Origin of the sequence: Dialister sp. CAG:357 (assembly GCF_000435155.1) — a bacterium.
Taxonomy (GTDB): domain Bacteria; phylum Bacillota; class Negativicutes; order Veillonellales; family Dialisteraceae; genus Dialister; species Dialister hominis.
On record NZ_FR896445.1, the window covers coordinates 1 to 19,375 of the forward strand.

The following is a 19,375-nucleotide window of genomic DNA, read 5'->3' on the forward strand; positions in this document are numbered from 1 at the left end:
TTTTAAGTGTTCAACTTAATTATACAATCCGCCTAAATAATTTTGATTTGAAAAAAATTATAAATATCGTATAATAAATACATAAGGATAAGCAATTCAGCTTATTAAGGAAAGGGGGATCTTATTATGGAGTTAACAGTAAGAGGCAAAAATCTTGAGATCACCGATGCTTTACATACTTATGTAGAAAAGCATACGGGAAAGATTCAGAGGTACTTTGATAAACCCATTAAGATCAATGTTTTACTTCGCATTTCCAATATGACGAAAACTTGTGAAGTGACAGTGTTTGTTGATGGCGTAATTCTTCGTGGTGTTGAAAAGTCTGACGATATGTACAAATCGATCGACCTTGTTTTTGACAAAGTTGAAAGACAGATTCATAAATATAAGACACGCCTGGCAAAGAAATTCAAAGAAAGAAACACGCTCAGCAAACAGTTCATGCAGGAAGAAGAAGCTGTACAGCCTGTATCTGAATCTGCTTTTGAAATTGTTAAGACCAAACATTTCAACATTACCCCAATGTCTCCGGAAGAAGCAATTCTTCAGATGAATCTTTTAGGACATAGTTTCTTCATGTTCTTCAATTCCGAGACCGAAGGAATGGCTGTCGTTTATCGCAGAGATGACGGCAAGTATGGTCTGATTGACGCTAACAAATAAATTAGTAGAGATTAATGAAAAAGGGAGCGGAATATTCCGCTCCCTTTTGACTATATGGGGGTATTTTGATAAAATAAACAAGATGTACAGATGAATAGATATGCTGGAAGGATTAGATTCTTGAATCAATTTAAATAAGGAGCTGCTTCGATGTTTGATAAGTTTTTTGACAGGTTGTTCAATGGTTCAAATGAGAAAGAGATCAAAAAGATCCGCAAGATCGTTGAACAGGAAATAAATCCTCTTGAAGGTTCAATGAAGAAACTTAGCGATTCCTCGTTGGCAAACAAAACAAATGAATTTAAGGCAAGACTGGCGAAAGGGGAAACTCTTGAGGATATCCTGCCGGAAGCTTTTGCTGTAATACGAGAAGCATCCCGCCGTGTACTTGGCATGCGTCACTTTGATGTGCAGCTGATTGGCGGTATTATCCTCCACAAGGGAAATATTGCTGAAATGTGCACCGGCGAAGGCAAGACCTTGGTTGCAACTGCTCCGGTATATTTGAACGCTCTGGAAGGCAAGGGCGTACACGTCATCACTGTCAACGATTATCTTGCTAAGCGTGATAGTGAATGGATGGGCCAGGTTTATAAATTCTTAGGACTTACTGTAGGACTGATTGTACATGATCTTGATTTCAACCAGAGAAAGATTGCCTACAACTCAGATATTACCTACGGGACAAACAATGAATTTGGCTTTGATTATCTTAGAGATAATATGGTCACATCATTGGATCAGATGATACAGCGTCCGCTGCATTTCTGCCTGATCGATGAAGTCGACTCCATTCTGATTGATGAAGCACGTACACCATTGATCATTTCCGGACCGGGACAGAAATCTACGGATAATTACTACGTAATGGCAAAACTTGTCCCGCAGCTGAAGAAGGATGAAGATTACACAATTGATGAAAAGCAGAAAACTGTTGCACCGACTGAAGCCGGTGTTGCAAAGATGGAAAAACTGCTTCATGTAGATAATCTTTATGACGCAGAAAATCTGGAATTAAACCATCTCTTCGTTCAGGCCCTGCGTGCGCAGGCCATGATGGAAAGAGACCGTGACTATGTCGTCAAGGATGGCGAAGTAGTTATTGTTGATGAATTTACCGGCCGACTGATGTATGGCCGTCGTTACTCTGATGGCCTCCATCAGGCTATTGAAGCAAAAGAGGGACTGGAAGTACAGCGTGAAAGCCAGACTCTGGCAACAATCACCTTCCAGAACTACTTCAGAATGTATGCTAAGCTCGCCGGTATGACCGGTACTGCAAAAACGGAAGAACAGGAATTTATCAAGATTTACGGACTTCCTGTACTTCAGGTTCCAACCAATAAACCGATACTGCGTAAGGATCTCCCCGATGTTGTCTTCAAGACAAAAGCAGGGAAGTACAGAGCGGTTGTCAAGGAAGTTCAGCGCAGACATCAGACCGGGCAGCCAATGCTTATTGGTACAACGTCGATCGAACAGTCCGAAGAACTCTCACATCTTTTGACCCAGGCAGGCATTGTCCACAGTGTACTGAATGCTAAATATCATGAACGTGAAGCAATGATTGTCGCTCAGGCAGGCCAGAAGGGGCAGGTTACCATCGCAACGAATATGGCAGGCCGTGGTACGGATATCCAGCTTGGCGAAGGTGTTGCTGAACTTGGCGGACTTGCGATTATTGGTACTGAACGTCATGAAAGCCGAAGAATTGATAATCAGCTTCGCGGACGTGCCGGCAGACAGGGCGATCCGGGTTCAAGCCAGTTCTTCCTTTCGCTGGAAGATGATCTTCTAAGAATCTTCGGTGGCGATAATATAAAGAAATTCATGGAAAAGATGGGCCTTGATGATGATGAACCGATCAACAGCAAGATGGTTTCAAATGCTATCCAGAAGGCCCAGAAACGTGTAGAAGCTCGTAACTTTGATATACGTAAGTACGTTCTCGAATACGACGATGTCATGAACCAGCAGCGTAAGGTCGTCTATGAACAGAGAAGAAGAATCCTTGAGGGCGAAAACATGAAGGACCAGATCCTGAACATGGTCGACACAATCATTGAAAAAGGAATGGAAATTTACGCTGATCCCAAATTATATCCGGAAGAATGGGATTTTGCCGGCCTTCTGAAGTATAGTGAAAAGTACTTCCTCTCACCGGGTGAACTTACGGTAGAACAGCTTGAAGAAATGAGCCGTGAAGAAGTAGAAGACAAACTGAAAACATGCGCTCATGAAACATATGACTCCAGAGAAAAATCCATTGGATCTCCTATGATGAGAGAACTCGAAAAGGCTGTCATGCTTAAAGTTGTCGATTCCAAATGGATGGAACATCTCGATGATATGGACATGCTCAAGGAAGGCATCGGCCTGCGTTCCTATGGTCAAAGAAATCCGATCGTAGAATACAAAGTTGAAGCTTATGATATCTTTGAGGAAATGCAGCAGGCTATGATGGAGACAATCATTCTCTATCTGTATCACATTCAGATCAGATTTGCTGAAGAGCCTCCGGCTGAAGCTGTAGAACAGGATGACCATTTGAAAGATGCAACACCTCATTATGTCAATGAAGATTCATCCTATACAGACAATGAAAATGCCAGCAAGAATTAAGTCACTTCACATATAAAGAATACCAAGCATTGAATAAAGAGAGAGAGATGATATATCAGATGTTAGAAGATTTAAAGAAAACACTAACTGATTTACTGAGTCATGAGAGAGAAATAAGGGATTCACTTTGACTTACCCAGACTGAAAGAACGAATCAAGAGTTATGACGTCCAGATGAGCGATCCGACATTCTGGAATGATGCTGACAAGGCCAGAGAAATTTCCCAGAAGGCGACAGAAGCAAAGGATGCTTATGAAACATATACAAATCTGTTTCAGCGTGCAGAAAGCTTGAAGGATATCCTTGACCTGGCAATCGAAGAAGATGACCAGGAAATGGAGCCTGAAATTGCAGAAGAATTAGCCGAGGTCAAGGCAATCCTTGATAAAAAGGAAATAGAACTTCTTCTGAGCGGCCAGTATGACAAGAATAATGCCATTATCACGTTCCATGCCGGTGCCGGCGGTACGGAAGCTCAGGACTGGACAGAGATGCTCATAAGAATGTATATCAAATGGGCTGAATCAGAAGGCTTTACGATAGAAGAACTCAATATGCTCCCAGGCGATGAAGCTGGTATAAAGAGTGCGGAATACATGGTCAAGGGAGAGTATGCTTACGGTTTCCTGAAATCCGAAAAAGGCGTTCATAGACTTGTCAGAATATCTCCGTTTGACGCTGCCAAACGCCGCCATACTTCATTCTCTGCTGTTGATGTAATGCCGGAAATCAGCGATGATGTCCAGGTGGACCTGAATATGGCTGATGTCAGGGTCGATTACTATCGTTCAAGCGGTGCAGGCGGACAGCACATTAATAAAACAAGTTCAGCTGTCCGTATGACACATATCCCTACCGGGATTGTGGCAGCCTGCCAAAACGAACGTTCACAGTTCCAGAATAAAGAGCAGTGCTTAAGACTCCTTCGCGCAAAGCTTTATGAACTAGAATTGAAAAAACGTGAAAACATGACAAAGGAAATTGAAGGCGAGCAGCAGTCGATTGAATGGGGCAGCCAGATTCGTTCCTATGTTTTCCAGCCGTACACACTGGTAAAAGATAACAGGACTGGTGTAGAAACAGGCAATATCCAGGGTGTCATGGACGGAGATCTGAATCCATTTATCGAAGGTTACCTGAAGATGAACAAGTTCAACTCCAAGGCACAGTAAAAGGTGGAAATAATGAAAGCTATGCATAGTGGTTTTGTTAAGGTTTTAACAGTTTTAATATGCATTGGTGCAATTGCTGCAGGGATGATCTCCCTGCAGCGTAATCATGTAGAAACTGCTGCAAGAACCGTAGAAATGGTTTATGATTACAATAATATTATCGACAGCGCATCTGTGGAGAAAAAAACACCAGATGAGCTTTTTTCGCTTTATAAGCAAAGTGGGATAACCTCTCTGGCAGTGTATGATGAAACTCCGGAAAAATTGGTTAATCATAACTATTTGAAGGTTTACCGTGGTTCTGATTTTGCTTTTAGAAATCCTTCTGAAGCAGGCAGGATCGATAAAGATAAGATTTACATTCAGCAGGGTTCAGAAGATAACAGCGCCGAATATTTCGGCGAAGTAAAAGAGCACCTGAATGCACTTCTTCGTCCTGAAGACTTAGAAGAACATCAAATTGCAGGCACCGATACACTTGAAGTGAACGGAGCATATGATAAATTTATGACGATGCCTCTTGGCATATTCAAGCAATCCATCAAAAATGCGGCTGCAAAAGGATTCTATGTAGTAGTAAGACCATCCAATATCCCGCATGTAACACAAGATGATGTTCAGCTGTTCTTGGATGCTGTATCGTCTTCGGATAAAGTGAGTGCTGTTATATTCCAGGGAAAGGAAGCGTTGGGATATAAAAGCCAGCTTAAATATCTTGCCGGCGGGCTCCAGAAACTTAAAATCCCCGTTGTTCTTATAGAGGCTCAGAATCAGCTCGGCTTTGAACGCCAGGATGGTATTTTGGATCTTGCAAGATATATGGACTATGATGTCGTCCGTCTGTATGCCATGTCAAAAGATGAACTGATTAAAATCAGTCCGGATGAAGCTGCATCCAGATTCTATATTTCTGATATTGAACGAAATATAAGGATGAATCTTTTCCCGTCTTACAAGTTTGCTGCTGATGGCAAGACCTTGTCTGAGACGAATGCAGGATATATTTCTGATGTCAAGCAGAGGCTTGAAGAACATGGTTTCTCGGTAGGGAAGGCTTCCATCATGGAACCATATTTCCCTAATTCCATAGCACGCGCTATTGCTATGGCAGGTGCTGCATCATTATGCGCACTTGCATTTGTTCTGATATTCCCTGCCGCATTTAAATTCGGATATGTGATTGAAATCGCTGTGCTCCTACTTACACAGGGCTTATTCTGGCTGACGCATTCCGTCCTGCCTTTGCAGATGCTTGCCCTTGGATGTGCCGTCTGCACTCCGGTAGTTGTTGTGTCTTTATTCCTTGAATATTGCATCAAGCAGAAGAACAAAGCTTTCTCCGAAATCGGCTGGGGCAGACTCTTCGTGGAATCCGTCGCTATTCTGTGGATTGCAGGAATTCTTTCCCTTATCGGCGCCCTGTTTATCAGCGGCCTTCTCGGGGACATCAGATTCTTGCTGGAGATGCAGATTTTCAGGGGTGTAAAAGTAACCTTTTTGCTCCCGATTATCCTGGTATCCATTATCTATATTCAAAAATTCCCTTTCTTCGGACATGTAGTTGCATCAGACAGAGATTTCGTTCAGTTTGTCAAGAAATTCTGCTCTGTACAGATAAAGCTGGGATTATTGGCCGGGCTTGGGATTCTTGCAATTGTCGGGTATGTCTTTATAGGCCGCAGCGGTAATAACGGGGCTCCTATACCTGCTTTTGAAATTGCCTTAAGACGTTTCCTGGAAGATACCATGTATGCCCGTCCAAGAGAAAAAGAGTTCTTGTTCGGACACCCCGCCATCCTGCTGTCTTTGGCTGCATTATATAGGAAATGGCCGCAGATCCTGCATTATCTCTTAATTCTTGCGGTAACGATAGGGCAGGGATCCATGGTCGAAACCTTCGCGCATATGCGCAGCCCCTTTATCCTGAGCTTTATCAGAGGACTGGATGGTCTGGCCGCTGGTACGCTGTCCATGGTTGCAGCACTTTTGGGTGTAATGATTCTGGCACGAATTACTAAGTTTTTTGGAGAACGATATGGCAAATTATAAAATCGTAATCTCTGGCTATTATGGTTTTAATAACGCCGGTGACGAAGCCATGCTGTCAGCCATAATACAGTCACTTAGAAGTACTTTTGATACTCCGGAGATTACTGTTATTTCTGGTTCTCCAGCCAAGACATCCTGGATTTTTGATGTTAAGGCAATTCCGCGCTTCGGCATGCTTCCTATCATAAAAAGTATATTCCGTTCTGATCTCATCATAAGCGGAGGCGGAAGCCTCCTGCAGGATGTGACCAGCTGGAAAAGCATGATTTATTATTTATCTATCATTACGCTGGGCGTTTTATTCAGGAAACGGGTCTTCCTTTATTCACAGGGGATAGGACCGGTCAGATACCGTGTAATCAGAATTGTACTGAAACATGTCCTTAACCATGTGGATGTTATAACGGTCAGGGATAAGGAATCAAAAGGTTTTCTTGAAAGACTGGGTGTCAAACGCAGGATATATACAACGGCAGATGCCGTCCTTTCACTGCATCCCCCGAAGCTGGAACCTGGAAGAGCAATTCTTGATGCAGAAGGGATTCCCGCCGATAAGAAAATCATTGGCGTTGCCATCAGACGCTGGGAGAAAAAGTATTCCTGGACAAATGATTTGATTTCCTACATTAATAAGATTGCTTCGTTGAAAGATTATGCTGTTGTCTTTATACCGATGCAGTCACCTGATGACAGAGTGGCTTCCGAAGAAATAGCAGGAAATCTTGCTAAGGAAAATATTTTCCGTCTGCAGGGCGGATATACTCTGGACGAATTAATTTCTATTATCGGCAATTGTAATCTGATTGTTGGAATGAGACTGCATGCCTTGATCTTTTCTGCACTGATGAGGGTTCCTTTTATAGGGATTTCCTATGACCCTAAAATAGATAACTTTTTGAGTTTGATTGGTCTTGAACCGGGTGCTTCTGTGCAACATCTGGATGCAGAAAAGTTGTATAATAAGACATGTCACATCCTTGAACACGGAATGCCTCCTAAGGTATGGGATTCTGTTCAAGATCTTCAACATTATGCAGGTGAAAATGCTAATATTCTGAGACGCTTTGTTGAAACAAAGGAGGAAACCAGATGAGTCATCTGAGTGAAAGTGAAATTCAGGGCCTGAAGAACAAGGCTAAAAATTTGCGTATTGATATTATAAAAATGATAACTAAAGCAAATTCGGGACATACAGGAGGCTCCTTATCTGTCATCGATCTGCTGACTTTATTATTCTTTAAAGAAATGAAAGTGAATCTAGCCCAGCCTCAGGATAAGGAAAGAGACAGATTTGTCCTCTCCAAGGGTCATGCAGCTCCGGCTCTGTACGCTGTCCTGGCTGATAAAGGATATTTCCCGAAGGAAGAATTGTCTCATTTAAGACAGGCTGGTCATATCCTTCAGGGGCATCCGGACATGAAACATATCCCGGGTGTGGATATGACAACAGGTTCTTTAGGCCAGGGAATCAGTGCTGCATGCGGCATGGCTCTCTGTGCAAAAATAGATAAAGCATCCTGGAGAGTTTATGCAGTTCTCGGCGATGGAGAATTAGAAGAAGGCCAGGTCTGGGAAGCTGCAATGTATGCAGGAAATTACAAACTGGATAATCTGACTGCATTCGTTGATAACAACGGCCTGCAGATTGACGGACCTATTACAAAGGTCATGTCTCCGCTGCCTATTGCTGATAAATTCAAAGCTTTTGGATGGAATGTTTTATCAGTCAATGGACATGATATGGCTGAACTTCATGATGCTATTGAAAAAGCAAAAGCCACAAAGGGCAAGCCGACAATGATAATCATGAAGACTGTCAAGGGCAAGGGAATCCCTGAAATTGAAAATCAGGTTGGCTGGCATGGCAAAGCACCGTCAGAAGAGGAATGTGAAAGATTTATTAAAGTTCTGGAGGCAGAATAATGGGTAAAGCTACGCGTGACGCTTATGGTGAAGTTTTAAAAGAATTAGGTGGAGAAAATCCGGACATTGTCGTATTAGATGCTGATTTATCCTCATCAACAAAAACACAGGTATTTGCTAAAGCCTACCCTGATCGTTTTTTCAATACCGGTATTGCCGAAGCAAATATGATGGGTGTAGCCGCAGGCTTAGCTGCTGCAGGAAAAATTCCGTTTGCATCCACATTTGCAGTTTTCGGGGCTGGCAGAGCCTATGAACAGATTAGAAACTCTATCTGCTATCCTAAATTAAACGTTAAAATTGCCGTAACACATTCAGGTCTGACTGTTGGTGAAGATGGTGCTACCCATCAGATGCTCGAGGATATTTCTCTGATGAGAGCATTGCCTAATATGACTGTAATTGTTCCTGCAGATGGCGAGGAAACAAAAGCTGCAGTTTGCTGGGCAGCTTCCTATCATGGTCCTGTTTATATCAGAATGGGTCGTGCAAAATGCGAAGACATCACGCCGGAGGGCCATGTCTTTACGCCAGGATGCTGCACCACTTTAAGAGAGGGCAGTGATTTGACGATCATCGCCTGCGGAATCATGGTCGAAAAAGCAGTACAGGCCTCTGATGAATTGGCAAAACAGGGAATTTCTGCCAGAGTTCTTAACATGAGCTCTATTAAACCGATTGATGAAGCTGCCATTAACAAAGCTGCTTCTGAAACAGGTGCGATTCTTACATGTGAAGAACACACCGTCAAAGGCGGTTTAGGCGGAGCTGTCGCTGAAGTTCTCTGCCTGAATAAACCGGTTCCCATGTCTATGATTGGTACGAATGACACATTTGGCGAATCTGGCAAAGCAGAAGATTTATTAAAGAAATACAATCTGACTTCAGAACATATTGTAGAAGAGGCAGTAAAACTTATCACTAGGAAGTGAGGATTTTTAATGATTACTTTTGATCATGTGTCATTAAATTATGATGCCAGACATACTGCTTTAAGCAATATAAATATACATATCGACAAAGGAGAGTTTGTCTTTATCGTAGGCCCCAGCGGAGCGGGGAAGTCAACCTTTGTTAAGATACTCACACATGAACTGGTTCCTGAAACCGGTTCTGTCATTGTAAATAACATCAAGATCAATAAGCTCAAACCCAGCAAAGTACCTTATTACAGAAGAAGTCTTGGAATTGTATTCCAGGATTTCAGGCTGCTGTCTGAAAAAACAGTTTTTGAAAATATAGCTTTTGTACTGAGGGTTACTGGTGCAAAATCGAAAGACATCAAGGAAAGAGTCAATAAAGTTCTCGATCTTGTAGGACTTCGTGGAAAGGAAAAAGAGCTTCCGAGCAAATTATCCGGTGGTGAACAGCAGAGAGTTGCTATTGCGCGTGCTTTAGTTAATCAGCCCACATTACTTATCGCCGACGAACCGACGGGCAATCTGGATCCTAAGACATCCGAAGAAATTATGAAGCTTTTTACAGAAATCAATCATATGGGAACAACTATTATCATGGTTACCCATAATAAAGATCTGGTTAATGCTATGCATAAAAGGGTTGTAAATATCGAGGAGGGCCATATTGTCAATGATGTGAAGAAAGGTGGCTATGATCTAAATGTTTAGTTCTTTATCTTATTTTTGGGGTGAAACATTTAGGTCCCTCTTAAGAAACAGATTCATGGCTCTGGCTTCCATTCTGACAGTAACGCTTTCCATGTTTATACTCGGGGTATTTCTTGCTGCTGTTCTGAATATTAACCATATGGCGTCCTATCTGGAAAATCAGGTGGAAATGACGATATATCTTAAGGATGGTCTCACCACCAATCAGGTAATGGATGTTGGCAAACAGTTAAAAACTCTTCCAGGCCTCAAGGAAATTTCATTCACAAACAAGGATCAGGCCATGGCTGAATTCCGCGAAAGGATGAAGGATCAGCAGGGGCTTCTGGATGCAATCAACGGCAATCCGCTTCCTGCCTCTTACAAGACATCTTTTACCACTCCGGATCAGCTGAAAGAAGCTGCACAAACGGTAGCAAAATATAATAGTGTCGAAAGTGTGCAGTATGGACAGGATATTATTGAACAGCTTTATAAAGTTGCTCAGGTAATAAGAATCAGCGGCGTTGTTCTTATTGCATTCCTGGCAGGCGCAGAACTGTTTATTATTTCCAATACCATCCGCCTTACAGTCTTTGCAAGAAGGCGCGAAATTCAGATTATGAAGTATGTCGGCGCTACTAACGGCTTCATCCGCTGGCCATTCCTCTTCGAAGGCATGATTATAGGCCTGATTGGTTCCGGTATTGCTTCTTTCATCTTATGGGAAGGCTATAAACTGGCAATCAATGAAATGACCGGGGCAGGGCTTGTATTTATCCCTATCATTCCTCTCTGGCCATTCATGATGTATACCACCTTGATCATTTTGGCCATTGGTATAATTATCGGCATACTGGGCAGTGCAATTTCACTTCGTAAATATATGAAGGTGTAATTAATGAATAGAAAAAATCAATTTGCTTTATCGATTATCATAGCCTGCACCTTAGCCGCGTCATCTTATCAGGGGACTTTTGCCGATGATCTTGATGATCAATTACAGGATATTCAAGGTCAGATAGATGAATCACATAATTCTCAAGCAAATTGGCAGGAGATTATTGACCAGGTAAATGTAAAGCTGAGAGCGATCCAGGTAGATCTAGATGCTGCAAATGCCAGACTCAAAGATATTCAGAATCAGCAGGCACAGATCAATGCTCAGATAAAACAGACTCAGGAGGAAATCAGAAAGGCACAGGAGCATTTGCTCCAGCATCAGAAGGTCCTGAACCAGAGAGTCCGTTCCATCTACATGCATGGCCAGCTGAACTACCTTGAAGTTATAACTGGTGCAAAGAGTTTCAGTGATTTTGCAAACCGGCTGGAACTTTTAAAACGTGTCATCAGGTCAGATTATAATTTAATATTGGAAATCCAGAATCAGAAAGCCCAGATTGAAGCTAAAGAAGAACAATTGGAAAAGGATAAGGCAAGATTAGATGCACTCGCTCAGGAAGCTCAGAAAGCACAGAGTCAGATTGCAGCTAAGAAAGCTGAACAGCAGAAAGTTCTTGATGATGCGAAAGACAATAAGGCTGCAGCTGCTCAGATGGAACAAGATTTGATTGCTGAATCTAAGCGGGTTCATAACTTGATTCAGGAACGACTCCGCCAGCAGGAAGCTGCCAGACAGGCTGCCTCGCAGTCCGGTGGTGAAGCGCCATCCTATACGCAGGGCAGCGGTGTTCTCAGCTGGCCATGCAACGGTCCAATCACTTCTCCATATGGCTACCGTGTCCATCCGATATTTGGAACGACAATCTATCACTCCGGTATTGATATAGGCGTCGATTATGGAACTCCGATTCATGCCGCTGACAGCGGAACCGTTATTTATGCCGGCTGGATCAGCGGTTACGGGAATGCAGTCATCATAGACCATGGAAACGGAATGCAGACACTTTATGGACATAACCAGTCGCTGAATGTTTCTGAAGGTCAGAGCGTTTCAAAGGGCCAGGTCATTGCCTTTGCCGGTTCCACGGGCAACTCCACAGGGCCTCACTGCCATTTTGAAGTGCAGGTAAACGGTTCAGCCGTTGACCCGATGGGTTACTTATAATGTCTAAGTTCCATATGTCCTGGAAGAACGTATTGCTTCATATTGTTCTTTGCCTGGCACTCTGCATCGTGTTTCTTACAGGTGTGCTGTACTGGCTTACGGATGATCCTCAGGCATTTATAGGATTCCTTTGCAATTACCGTACGGTAAAGGCGGATTATTATGAGCCTGTATCTGACAGAGTCCTGTTTGAAGGCGCTGTAAACGGAATGGTGAAATCACTGGGAGATCCCTATTCAACATATCTTACTGGTGAAAAGCTGAATTCCTTCATACAGGGGATAAACGGAGAATATCACGGTATCGGCATCATTATCGGTTTTACCATTGATAAAGAACCTGTGATATTATATGTCATTCCCAATAGCCCTGCTGCCTCAGCCGGACTGAAATCCGGAGATGTCTTGAAATCTGTGGATGGAAAGAGCATCGATGGATGGGAACCGAATGCCATCTCTCAGTCAATTCAGGGAGAATCTGGAACGTCTGTCAAGATTGGATATACCAGAGGCAGTGAATCCTATTCTTCGGATATTATACGTTCTGATATTAATATCCCCAGCGTCTCGTCTTCTATGGCAAGCCCTGATACAGGATACATTCATATATTCATCTTCGCCAAGAATACACCATCTGAATTCAAGCAGGCATTAGCCGATCTGAAATCAAAGGGCATGCAGAAGCTCATCATTGATTTGCGTATGAATCCTGGCGGTTCCATCGAATCCGTTGTGGATATTGCTGATCAGATACTGAGCAAGGGACTCGTTCTAAGTTATATTCCTAAAAATGGAGCCCCTAAGCAATATGATATAGAGGGAATTTCAAATCCTATGCCGATGGCAATCCTTGTTGACAGGAACAGTGCCAGTGCTTCTGAAATATTGGCTGGTGCCGTTCAGGCCAGACATAAAGGGCTTATCATCGGTGAAACTACTTTTGGCAAGGGAACCATACAGGATGTCATTTTTGAAAATGATCAGGATGCTGCTTTGAAGATCTCAATCGGCGAATACAAGACTGCTGACGGCAAAAAGATCAACAAGGTCGGAATTACGCCTGATATAAAGATTTCCCAGGATGGGAAAGCCTTTGATGCCGGACATGACTCCGTGTTACAGTTTGCTGTCAAAAAACTTCAGGATACATGATAAAAAAACTGCAGCGATTTTCTTATATCGTTGCAGTTTTTATATATTAGGAAGCTGGATTTTCAAACTCTGCTTTATTTTGAAATTTACCATGCAGAAATTTCTATTATTAAATTATTTAGGCATGACAGATGATATTCAAATCAGCTATAATAGAAGCTGAATGATTATGTGTTTTTATTGAAAGAATCAAGAGGTTTCATATGTTTATCGATAGAGCAAAAATTATAGTAACGTCAGGTGCCGGCGGCGACGGAATGGTTTCCTTCCGTCGTGAGAAGTATGTTCCGCGCGGAGGCCCGAGCGGCGGAGACGGCGGCAAAGGCGGTTCCGTCATTGTCGTTGCAAATCCTGATTTAAATACTCTCGTCAATTTCCGCCGTCACAGGCACTTTACAGCCAATAAGGGTGAAAATGGCGGTGCAAAGGAAATGTTTGGCAAAAATGCTGAAGATGTCATCGTCGAAGTTCCTTTGGGAACAATGATTTATGATAATAAAACTGGCGAACTTCTTGCGGATATGACGCAGGAAGGCCAAAGAGCAGTCATTGTCAAAGGCGGACATGGCGGAAGAGGCAACTCTCATTTTGCAACAAGTGCTGTCCGTGCCCCTACATTTGCTGAAAAAGGGGAACCAGGAGAGCAGAAAGAAATCAGACTGGAACTTAAGATTTTAGCAGATGTGGGTCTTTTGGGATTCCCAAGTGTCGGCAAGTCCAGTTTCCTTAGGAAAGTTTCCGCTGCCAAGCCGGAAGTTGCAGCATATCACTTTACTACACTTTCCCCGATCCTTGGCGTGGTAAGTCTTGACGACGAAAGAAATTTCGTTGTTGCAGATATTCCGGGCCTTATTGAAGGCGCAAGCCAGGGCGTTGGTCTTGGGGATGAATTCCTTCGTCATGTAGAACGCACAAAGGTTTTGATCCATATTCTGGATGCTGCCGGAAGCGAAGGCAGGGATCCTTTTGATGATTTTAACATTATCAATAATGAGCTCTCGTTGTACAGCCCAAAACTTCTTCAGAAAAAACAGATTGTTGCAGCCAATAAGATTGATTTGATACAGGATCCTAAAGTGCTTGATGATCTGAGGAGCAAAATCGAAGCGAAAGGTTATGAATTCTTCCCAATCAGTACACTGACAGGAGAGGGAATCCGCCCGCTGCTTGAAAGCGTATGGGACCTGCTGCAGGAAATTTCAGATGTCCAGAATGAGGAATCCGAAAAAGTTATTGTTTATGAAGAACCTAAAGAGGAATTCACTGTCGAAGTCAAGGATGGCGTATTCTACATAACAGGGAAGCGTATTGAAAAGCTCGTAAGCATGACAAACTTTGAGGATTACGTTTCTTTGAGACGTTTTGATCGTGCATGGAAATTCATGGGCATCGATAAGCTGCTCAAAAAGAATGGCATTCAGGAAGGCGATACCGTCAACCTTTATGGAACTGAATTTACGTTCTCTGACAATAGGAATCAGGAAGAGACAGAAGAATAGTCTTAGAGGAGTGTCTTAATATGCTTACCAGCAAACAAAAACAATATTTGAAAGCGCTGGCATCTAAAATGCCGGCAGTTCTTCAGATTGGCAAAGAAGGTAATACTGAAAGCGTCTTAAAGAGTGCGGAAGATGCTTTACTGGCCCGTGAATTTATTAAAGTTAAAATCAACCAGAATTCAGATGAAGATATAAAGGAAACAGCCTCTTATATTGCAGATAAACTTCAGTGTGATGTTGTCCAGGTGATTGGAAGGACCTGTGTCCTTTTTAAGCAAAAAGAGAAGAAGTCACATTATGAGCTGCCCTGAAAATAAACATCGGTCTTTACTTAAGAACAAGAAAAGAATAGTGATCAAGGTTGGAACCAGTTCAATAACCTATGATAACGGCAAGATCAATCTGCGTTTTATTGATCACCTGGCCCGCCAGATATCCGATTTGAAAAACAGCGGACTGCAGGTTATTTTAGTTACCTCTGGTGCCATCGGAGTAGGACTTCCCGAGCTCGGCTTTGAGAAAAAACCAGATTACCTGCCATATAAACAGGCCGCCGCAGCTGTCGGCCAGGGAATACTTATGAATATTTATGAACATACTTTTCATGAGTATGGCCAGGTTGTGGCACAGATGCTTCTTACCAAGGGCGATGCGGTAAATTCCAGCAGATACCTGTATATGAAGGGGACATTGGTTTCACTTCTTGAGCTTGGTGCGATCCCTATCATCAATGAAAATGATGCTGTTACCGCTGATGAGATAAAAATCGGTGACAATGATACGCTGTCGGCGATTGTTGCCAGCATATCTGATGCAGATCTGCTGATTATCTTATCTGATATTGACGGGCTTTATGATGCCGATCCGCGTACACATGAAAATGTTAGGATCGTTCATGAAGTACCTGAGTTTACCCGCAGCTTATTCAGCATGGCAGGAGGTTCAGGAACTGCCCGGGGTACAGGCGGAATGTATACGAAGCTGCAGGCTGCTGAAATATGTGTCCGCTCTGGGATTGACATGATTGTGGCCAAGAGTGATGAACCTGAAATCCTTTACCGTTTGGTTGAGGGCGAGCAGTTAGGCACGCTTTTCTATGCTGAAAATGTCCACCCGCAGCTGAAGAAGCGCGATATCATTATCGGTACCGCTGTTAAAGGAAGAATTTATGTGGATAAGGGATGCAGTGAAGCCATCCTCCAAAAGGGATCGAGCCTTCTTCCTGTAGGAATAGTCAGCGTTGAAGGACAGTTTTCTGATGGGGATACTGTTGCCGTATATTGCGGCGATACAGAATTGGCCCGCGGCATAACGCACTATAATAACGCAGATATAGAAAAGATCAAAGGCTGCCATTCAGAAAAATTAGAAAGTCTCTTGGGATATGCACCGCCATATGAAACAGTCATTCATCGAGACAATTTGCTGATCATGAGATGATAAGATGAGTATATTCACGAAATCAAAATGGCTTTTGTTTTATTACACGAAGCACCCAAAGGGAAAATTTGAACTGCGCCATATTTTAGAACTAATCATTACATTGCTGATATTCATTTCACTTTCGGAAGTGGTGTTGTATATATGTCTAAACGCATAGGGATATTCGGCGGCTCTTTCAATCCAATACACATCGGTCATCTTGTCATAGCAGAAGCTGCATGGCAGGAGTTCGGTCTTGAGAAAGTGCTTTTCATCCCATCTGGTGATACGCCTAACAAAGACATGCACCATATAGATAAACATTTAAGATACAACATGGTTCAGAAGGCAATAGAAGGAAATGAGCATTTTGATATTTCTCCTATTGAAAGAGAGCGAGAAGGCCCCTCTTATACGGTAGATACGATCAGGCTGCTGCGGACTTCATTGAGTCATGACTGCCAGATTTTTTTCATTTGCGGCACTGACGCTATAGTCGATCTGCCGAATTGGAAATATAATAAGGAACTCCTTGATTCATGTGACTTTATCGCTGCGAGCCGGCCGGGGAGCGAGATACAGTTAGAGGAATCAATCCGTTTCTTTGGCGAAACCGGAATAAAGAAAATTCATCCTTTAAATACGCCTGAACTGGATATTTCCTCTACGAAACTAAGAGAATTAATTGCAAACAAGAAATCAGCCAGATATTTTATACCTGACAATGTACTAACTTATATTAAGAAATATCATCTTTATGAGGCATGAGAGGTATATGGACTTAATAGATATTCAAAAGGACTTAAAAAAGGTACTCAGCGCGAAAAGATATCGTCATTCTGCCGGCGTTGCAGACTCTGCCAGGGCATTGGCCGATAAGTATGGTGCAAATGCTGAGAAGGCATACATAGCCGGTTGGGTTCATGACTGTGCAAAGGAATTATCTCTTTCAGAAATGCATGATATAGTCAATGAACATTCACTCAGGCTTGATAAATATGTACTGTCCAGCAAAGCCCTGCTTCACGGACCCGTCGGCAGTATTTTGTGCGAAACCAAGTATGGAATAGATGATAAGGACATCAAAAGTGCAATTTTTTATCATACGACAGGCCGCACAAATATGACACTTCTGGAAAAGATTATTTTCCTGGCAGATTATATCGAGCCATCCAGAGATTTCCCCGGGGTGGATACTATCAGGAAGCTTGCAGAGAAGGATCTTAATCAGGCAGTTCTCTCTGCTTACAACTCAACAATCAAGCATTTAATTGATCAGGATGCTTATATATACGATTTAACTTTCCTCGGCAGGAATGATATGGTTCTTTTGATAGATGGTGAAAATGATACGGCCAGATAAAAAGAGAAAAGGAAAACTTAAAATAGGGCGCATCCTGCTGGCAGTCCTGCTTTGCATCGCCTGTATTTTTCTGGGCATATCCGCTTTCAGCAAAATTGGATTTCCTGGCAGGATTTTAGGTCAAAAGGATGCAGGGCCTTCCTATTACCTCGTTATAGGAACATATGATAAAGAGAATACCGATGCAGATCTTATACTGCTCGTCGCATGGAATGAAGTGAATAAGAAGGTTTCGTTTATATCAATACCGCCAAACACTCAGATCGGACGTCCGGAGGGCAAAAGTGTACTTCTGAATAAGACGTATTTAGAAGGCGGTGCTGAGGAAACAAAGAGTGCGATCGAGAACCTGCTTCATATCAGGATTGATAAATACGCGGTGTTTAATACTTCTGATTTTGAAAATCTGGGCACTACAGAAAAAGGTGTAAATCTTTACGTTGAAAAGGATATGAGCCATTTTGACAAGGACGGCCAGCCGGATATAAACATACGCAAGGGATATCAGAAGCTTGACGGGGACCAGGCACTTGGCTATTTACGTTTCATTGATGCTCAGGATGGCGAAATAGGGCGCCTGCAAAGGCAGGAAAGATTGATCAAGGCATATATTGCCTCACTTCAGAATAATCCCTCCTTATACAACTGGGTTGAAGCCAGATACCATTGGGACAGCGTTGATAGTGATATAACTTCTTCTGAAATCGCTAAGATTATCTATAAGGTCTCTGGCTATGAATCTTCAGATTTCAAATTTATCATTCTTCCAGGAGAAACACAGACGAAAAACGCTCAAAAAGTCTGGGTTATGAACCCGGTGGAGGCTCAGAAGATCATTGCAATGACCATGGAGCAGGATAGTTAATTATATTAAAGGAGATAATGATGAATAACGTTTTACAAACAATATGCGATGCATTGGCAAACAAAAAATGTGTTAATACAAAAGTACTGGATGTACGTGAATTGACAACAATTGCAGATTATTTTGTTCTTACTTCTGCCAGAAATAAGAAAAATACACAGGCTGCCGCAGATGAAGTCGAAGAAAAACTTAAGGAAACAGGAATTATCGCTATAAGAAAAGAAGGCTACAACGAAGGCGACTGGATCCTTCTTGACTTTGGTGATATTCTTGTTCATATCTTTATCGATGATGAAAGACGCAGATTTGATTTCGATACTTTATGGAAAGATGCACCAGCTGAAGAATTCCATGAAGCAGAAGTGCCAGAAAATGATGCACAGTAATAAATTGCCATGAGGAATAGTGATTTGAAGGCAATGGGAAACTTAAAAGAAAATACAATTGAAGAACTTACAGTAGTACGTCTTTCAGATATGGGCGCATTTCTGGAAGCTGGAACCGGTAATACAAGCGATGACATACTGCTGCATAACAATCAGCAGACTCACCCGGTGGAAGTAGGACAGAAAGTTACGGTATTCTTATACCATGACCCTCATCACCGTTTGACGGCAAGTATGCATCTTCCGCAGATTCCTCTGGATGGCATAGGTTATGTCTGTGTTCTTTTGACCACCAGATTCGGTGCATTTGTCGATGTTGGTACGGAACGCGGGATATTCCTTCCGTTCTCGAACATGATTGGACGAGTGGAAAAGGATCAGTATATCTGGGTTAAATTATACAAGGATAAATCTAACCGTCTCGCTGTGACTATGCATGTAGAAGATGAAATGAGAAGAATCGCACTGCCCTGTCTTAAGTATAAGGTGGGCGATTCCATTACTGGAACCATATATAACATGACTCCGGAAGGTGCATTCCTTATCTCCAAAGATCGTCATATCTTATTTTTACATAAATC

Annotated in this window: 19 protein-coding genes; all 19 read left to right on the top strand. The window is 42.5% G+C overall.

Annotation, left to right across the window (positions count from 1 at the left end):
* The first annotated feature begins 126 nt into the window (after positions 1-126).
* Positions 127-666 carry a ribosome hibernation-promoting factor, HPF/YfiA family gene (gene hpf / locus M3200_RS06725; RefSeq protein ID WP_022382770.1) on the top strand — a complete coding sequence of 180 codons (540 nt, stop codon included), beginning with the start codon at positions 127-129 and terminating at the stop codon, positions 664-666.
* Between the two features lie 150 nt (positions 667-816).
* Positions 817-3,288, top strand: a complete 2,472-nt coding sequence (gene secA, locus M3200_RS06730; RefSeq protein WP_022382771.1) for a preprotein translocase subunit SecA — start codon at positions 817-819, stop codon at positions 3,286-3,288.
* A 59-nt stretch (positions 3,289-3,347) separates the two neighbouring features.
* A protein-coding gene (prfB, locus tag M3200_RS06735; protein WP_288178202.1) for a peptide chain release factor 2 occupies positions 3,348-4,461 on the top strand; the annotation gives its coding sequence in 2 pieces (ribosomal slippage) (positions 3,348-3,416 and positions 3,418-4,461; 1,113 coding nt in all).
* A 12-nt stretch (positions 4,462-4,473) separates the two neighbouring features.
* Complete coding sequence (locus tag M3200_RS06740; RefSeq protein WP_022382773.1) at positions 4,474-6,510, top strand: DUF5693 family protein; 2,037 nt, start codon at positions 4,474-4,476, stop codon at positions 6,508-6,510.
* On the top strand, positions 6,497-7,603 hold the full coding sequence (gene csaB / locus M3200_RS06745; protein WP_022382774.1) for a polysaccharide pyruvyl transferase CsaB: 1,107 nt from the start codon (positions 6,497-6,499) through the stop codon (positions 7,601-7,603). The genes M3200_RS06740 and csaB overlap by 14 nt, the downstream gene beginning before the upstream one ends.
* Positions 7,600-8,433, top strand: coding sequence for a transketolase (locus M3200_RS06750; RefSeq protein ID WP_022382775.1), 834 nt, complete (start codon positions 7,600-7,602; stop codon positions 8,431-8,433). The genes csaB and M3200_RS06750 overlap by 4 nt, the downstream gene beginning before the upstream one ends.
* Positions 8,433-9,365, top strand: a complete 933-nt coding sequence (locus tag M3200_RS06755; RefSeq protein ID WP_022382776.1) for a transketolase family protein — start codon at positions 8,433-8,435, stop codon at positions 9,363-9,365. The genes M3200_RS06750 and M3200_RS06755 overlap by 1 nt, the downstream gene beginning before the upstream one ends.
* Positions 9,366-9,374: 9 nt before the next feature.
* On the top strand, positions 9,375-10,061 hold the full coding sequence (gene ftsE, locus M3200_RS06760) for a cell division ATP-binding protein FtsE (RefSeq protein ID WP_022382777.1): 687 nt from the start codon (positions 9,375-9,377) through the stop codon (positions 10,059-10,061).
* Entirely contained in the window at positions 10,054-10,938 is an 885-nt protein-coding gene (gene ftsX / locus M3200_RS06765; protein WP_022382778.1) for a permease-like cell division protein FtsX, read from the top strand. Before ftsE ends, ftsX begins: the two co-directional genes overlap by 8 nt.
* A gap of 3 nt (positions 10,939-10,941) precedes the next feature.
* The gene (locus M3200_RS06770) at positions 10,942-12,108 is read left to right on the top strand and encodes a murein hydrolase activator EnvC family protein (RefSeq protein ID WP_022382779.1); all 1,167 of its coding nucleotides are present in this window, start codon (positions 10,942-10,944) and stop codon (positions 12,106-12,108) included.
* Positions 12,108-13,259 (top strand): S41 family peptidase, encoded by a 1,152-nt coding sequence (locus tag M3200_RS06775; protein ID WP_022382780.1) that lies wholly within the window; start codon positions 12,108-12,110, stop codon positions 13,257-13,259. Before M3200_RS06770 ends, M3200_RS06775 begins: the two co-directional genes overlap by 1 nt.
* 203 nt (positions 13,260-13,462) lie before the next feature.
* Positions 13,463-14,758, top strand: coding sequence for a GTPase ObgE (gene obgE / locus M3200_RS06780; RefSeq protein ID WP_022382781.1), 1,296 nt, complete (start codon positions 13,463-13,465; stop codon positions 14,756-14,758).
* A 20-nt stretch (positions 14,759-14,778) separates the two neighbouring features.
* Complete coding sequence (yhbY, locus tag M3200_RS06785) at positions 14,779-15,069, top strand: ribosome assembly RNA-binding protein YhbY (RefSeq protein WP_022382782.1); 291 nt, start codon at positions 14,779-14,781, stop codon at positions 15,067-15,069.
* Positions 15,020-16,198 carry a glutamate 5-kinase gene (gene proB, locus M3200_RS06790; protein ID WP_353867221.1) on the top strand — a complete coding sequence of 393 codons (1,179 nt, stop codon included), beginning with the start codon at positions 15,020-15,022 and terminating at the stop codon, positions 16,196-16,198. The genes yhbY and proB overlap by 50 nt, the downstream gene beginning before the upstream one ends.
* Before the next feature lie 144 nt (positions 16,199-16,342).
* Positions 16,343-16,948 (top strand): nicotinate-nucleotide adenylyltransferase, encoded by a 606-nt coding sequence (nadD, locus tag M3200_RS06795; protein ID WP_022382784.1) that lies wholly within the window; start codon positions 16,343-16,345, stop codon positions 16,946-16,948.
* 7 nt (positions 16,949-16,955) lie between these two features.
* The gene (gene yqeK / locus M3200_RS06800; protein ID WP_022382785.1) at positions 16,956-17,543 is read left to right on the top strand and encodes a bis(5'-nucleosyl)-tetraphosphatase (symmetrical) YqeK; all 588 of its coding nucleotides are present in this window, start codon (positions 16,956-16,958) and stop codon (positions 17,541-17,543) included.
* Entirely contained in the window at positions 17,518-18,408 is an 891-nt protein-coding gene (locus tag M3200_RS06805) for an LCP family protein (protein WP_288178203.1), read from the top strand. Before yqeK ends, M3200_RS06805 begins: the two co-directional genes overlap by 26 nt.
* 20 nt (positions 18,409-18,428) lie before the next feature.
* Positions 18,429-18,794 (top strand): ribosome silencing factor, encoded by a 366-nt coding sequence (gene rsfS, locus M3200_RS06810; RefSeq protein WP_022382787.1) that lies wholly within the window; start codon positions 18,429-18,431, stop codon positions 18,792-18,794.
* Positions 18,795-18,827: 33 nt separating this feature from the next.
* A partial coding sequence (locus tag M3200_RS06815) for a S1-like domain-containing RNA-binding protein (RefSeq protein WP_288178204.1) occupies positions 18,828-19,375 on the top strand: 548 nt, incomplete at its 3' end.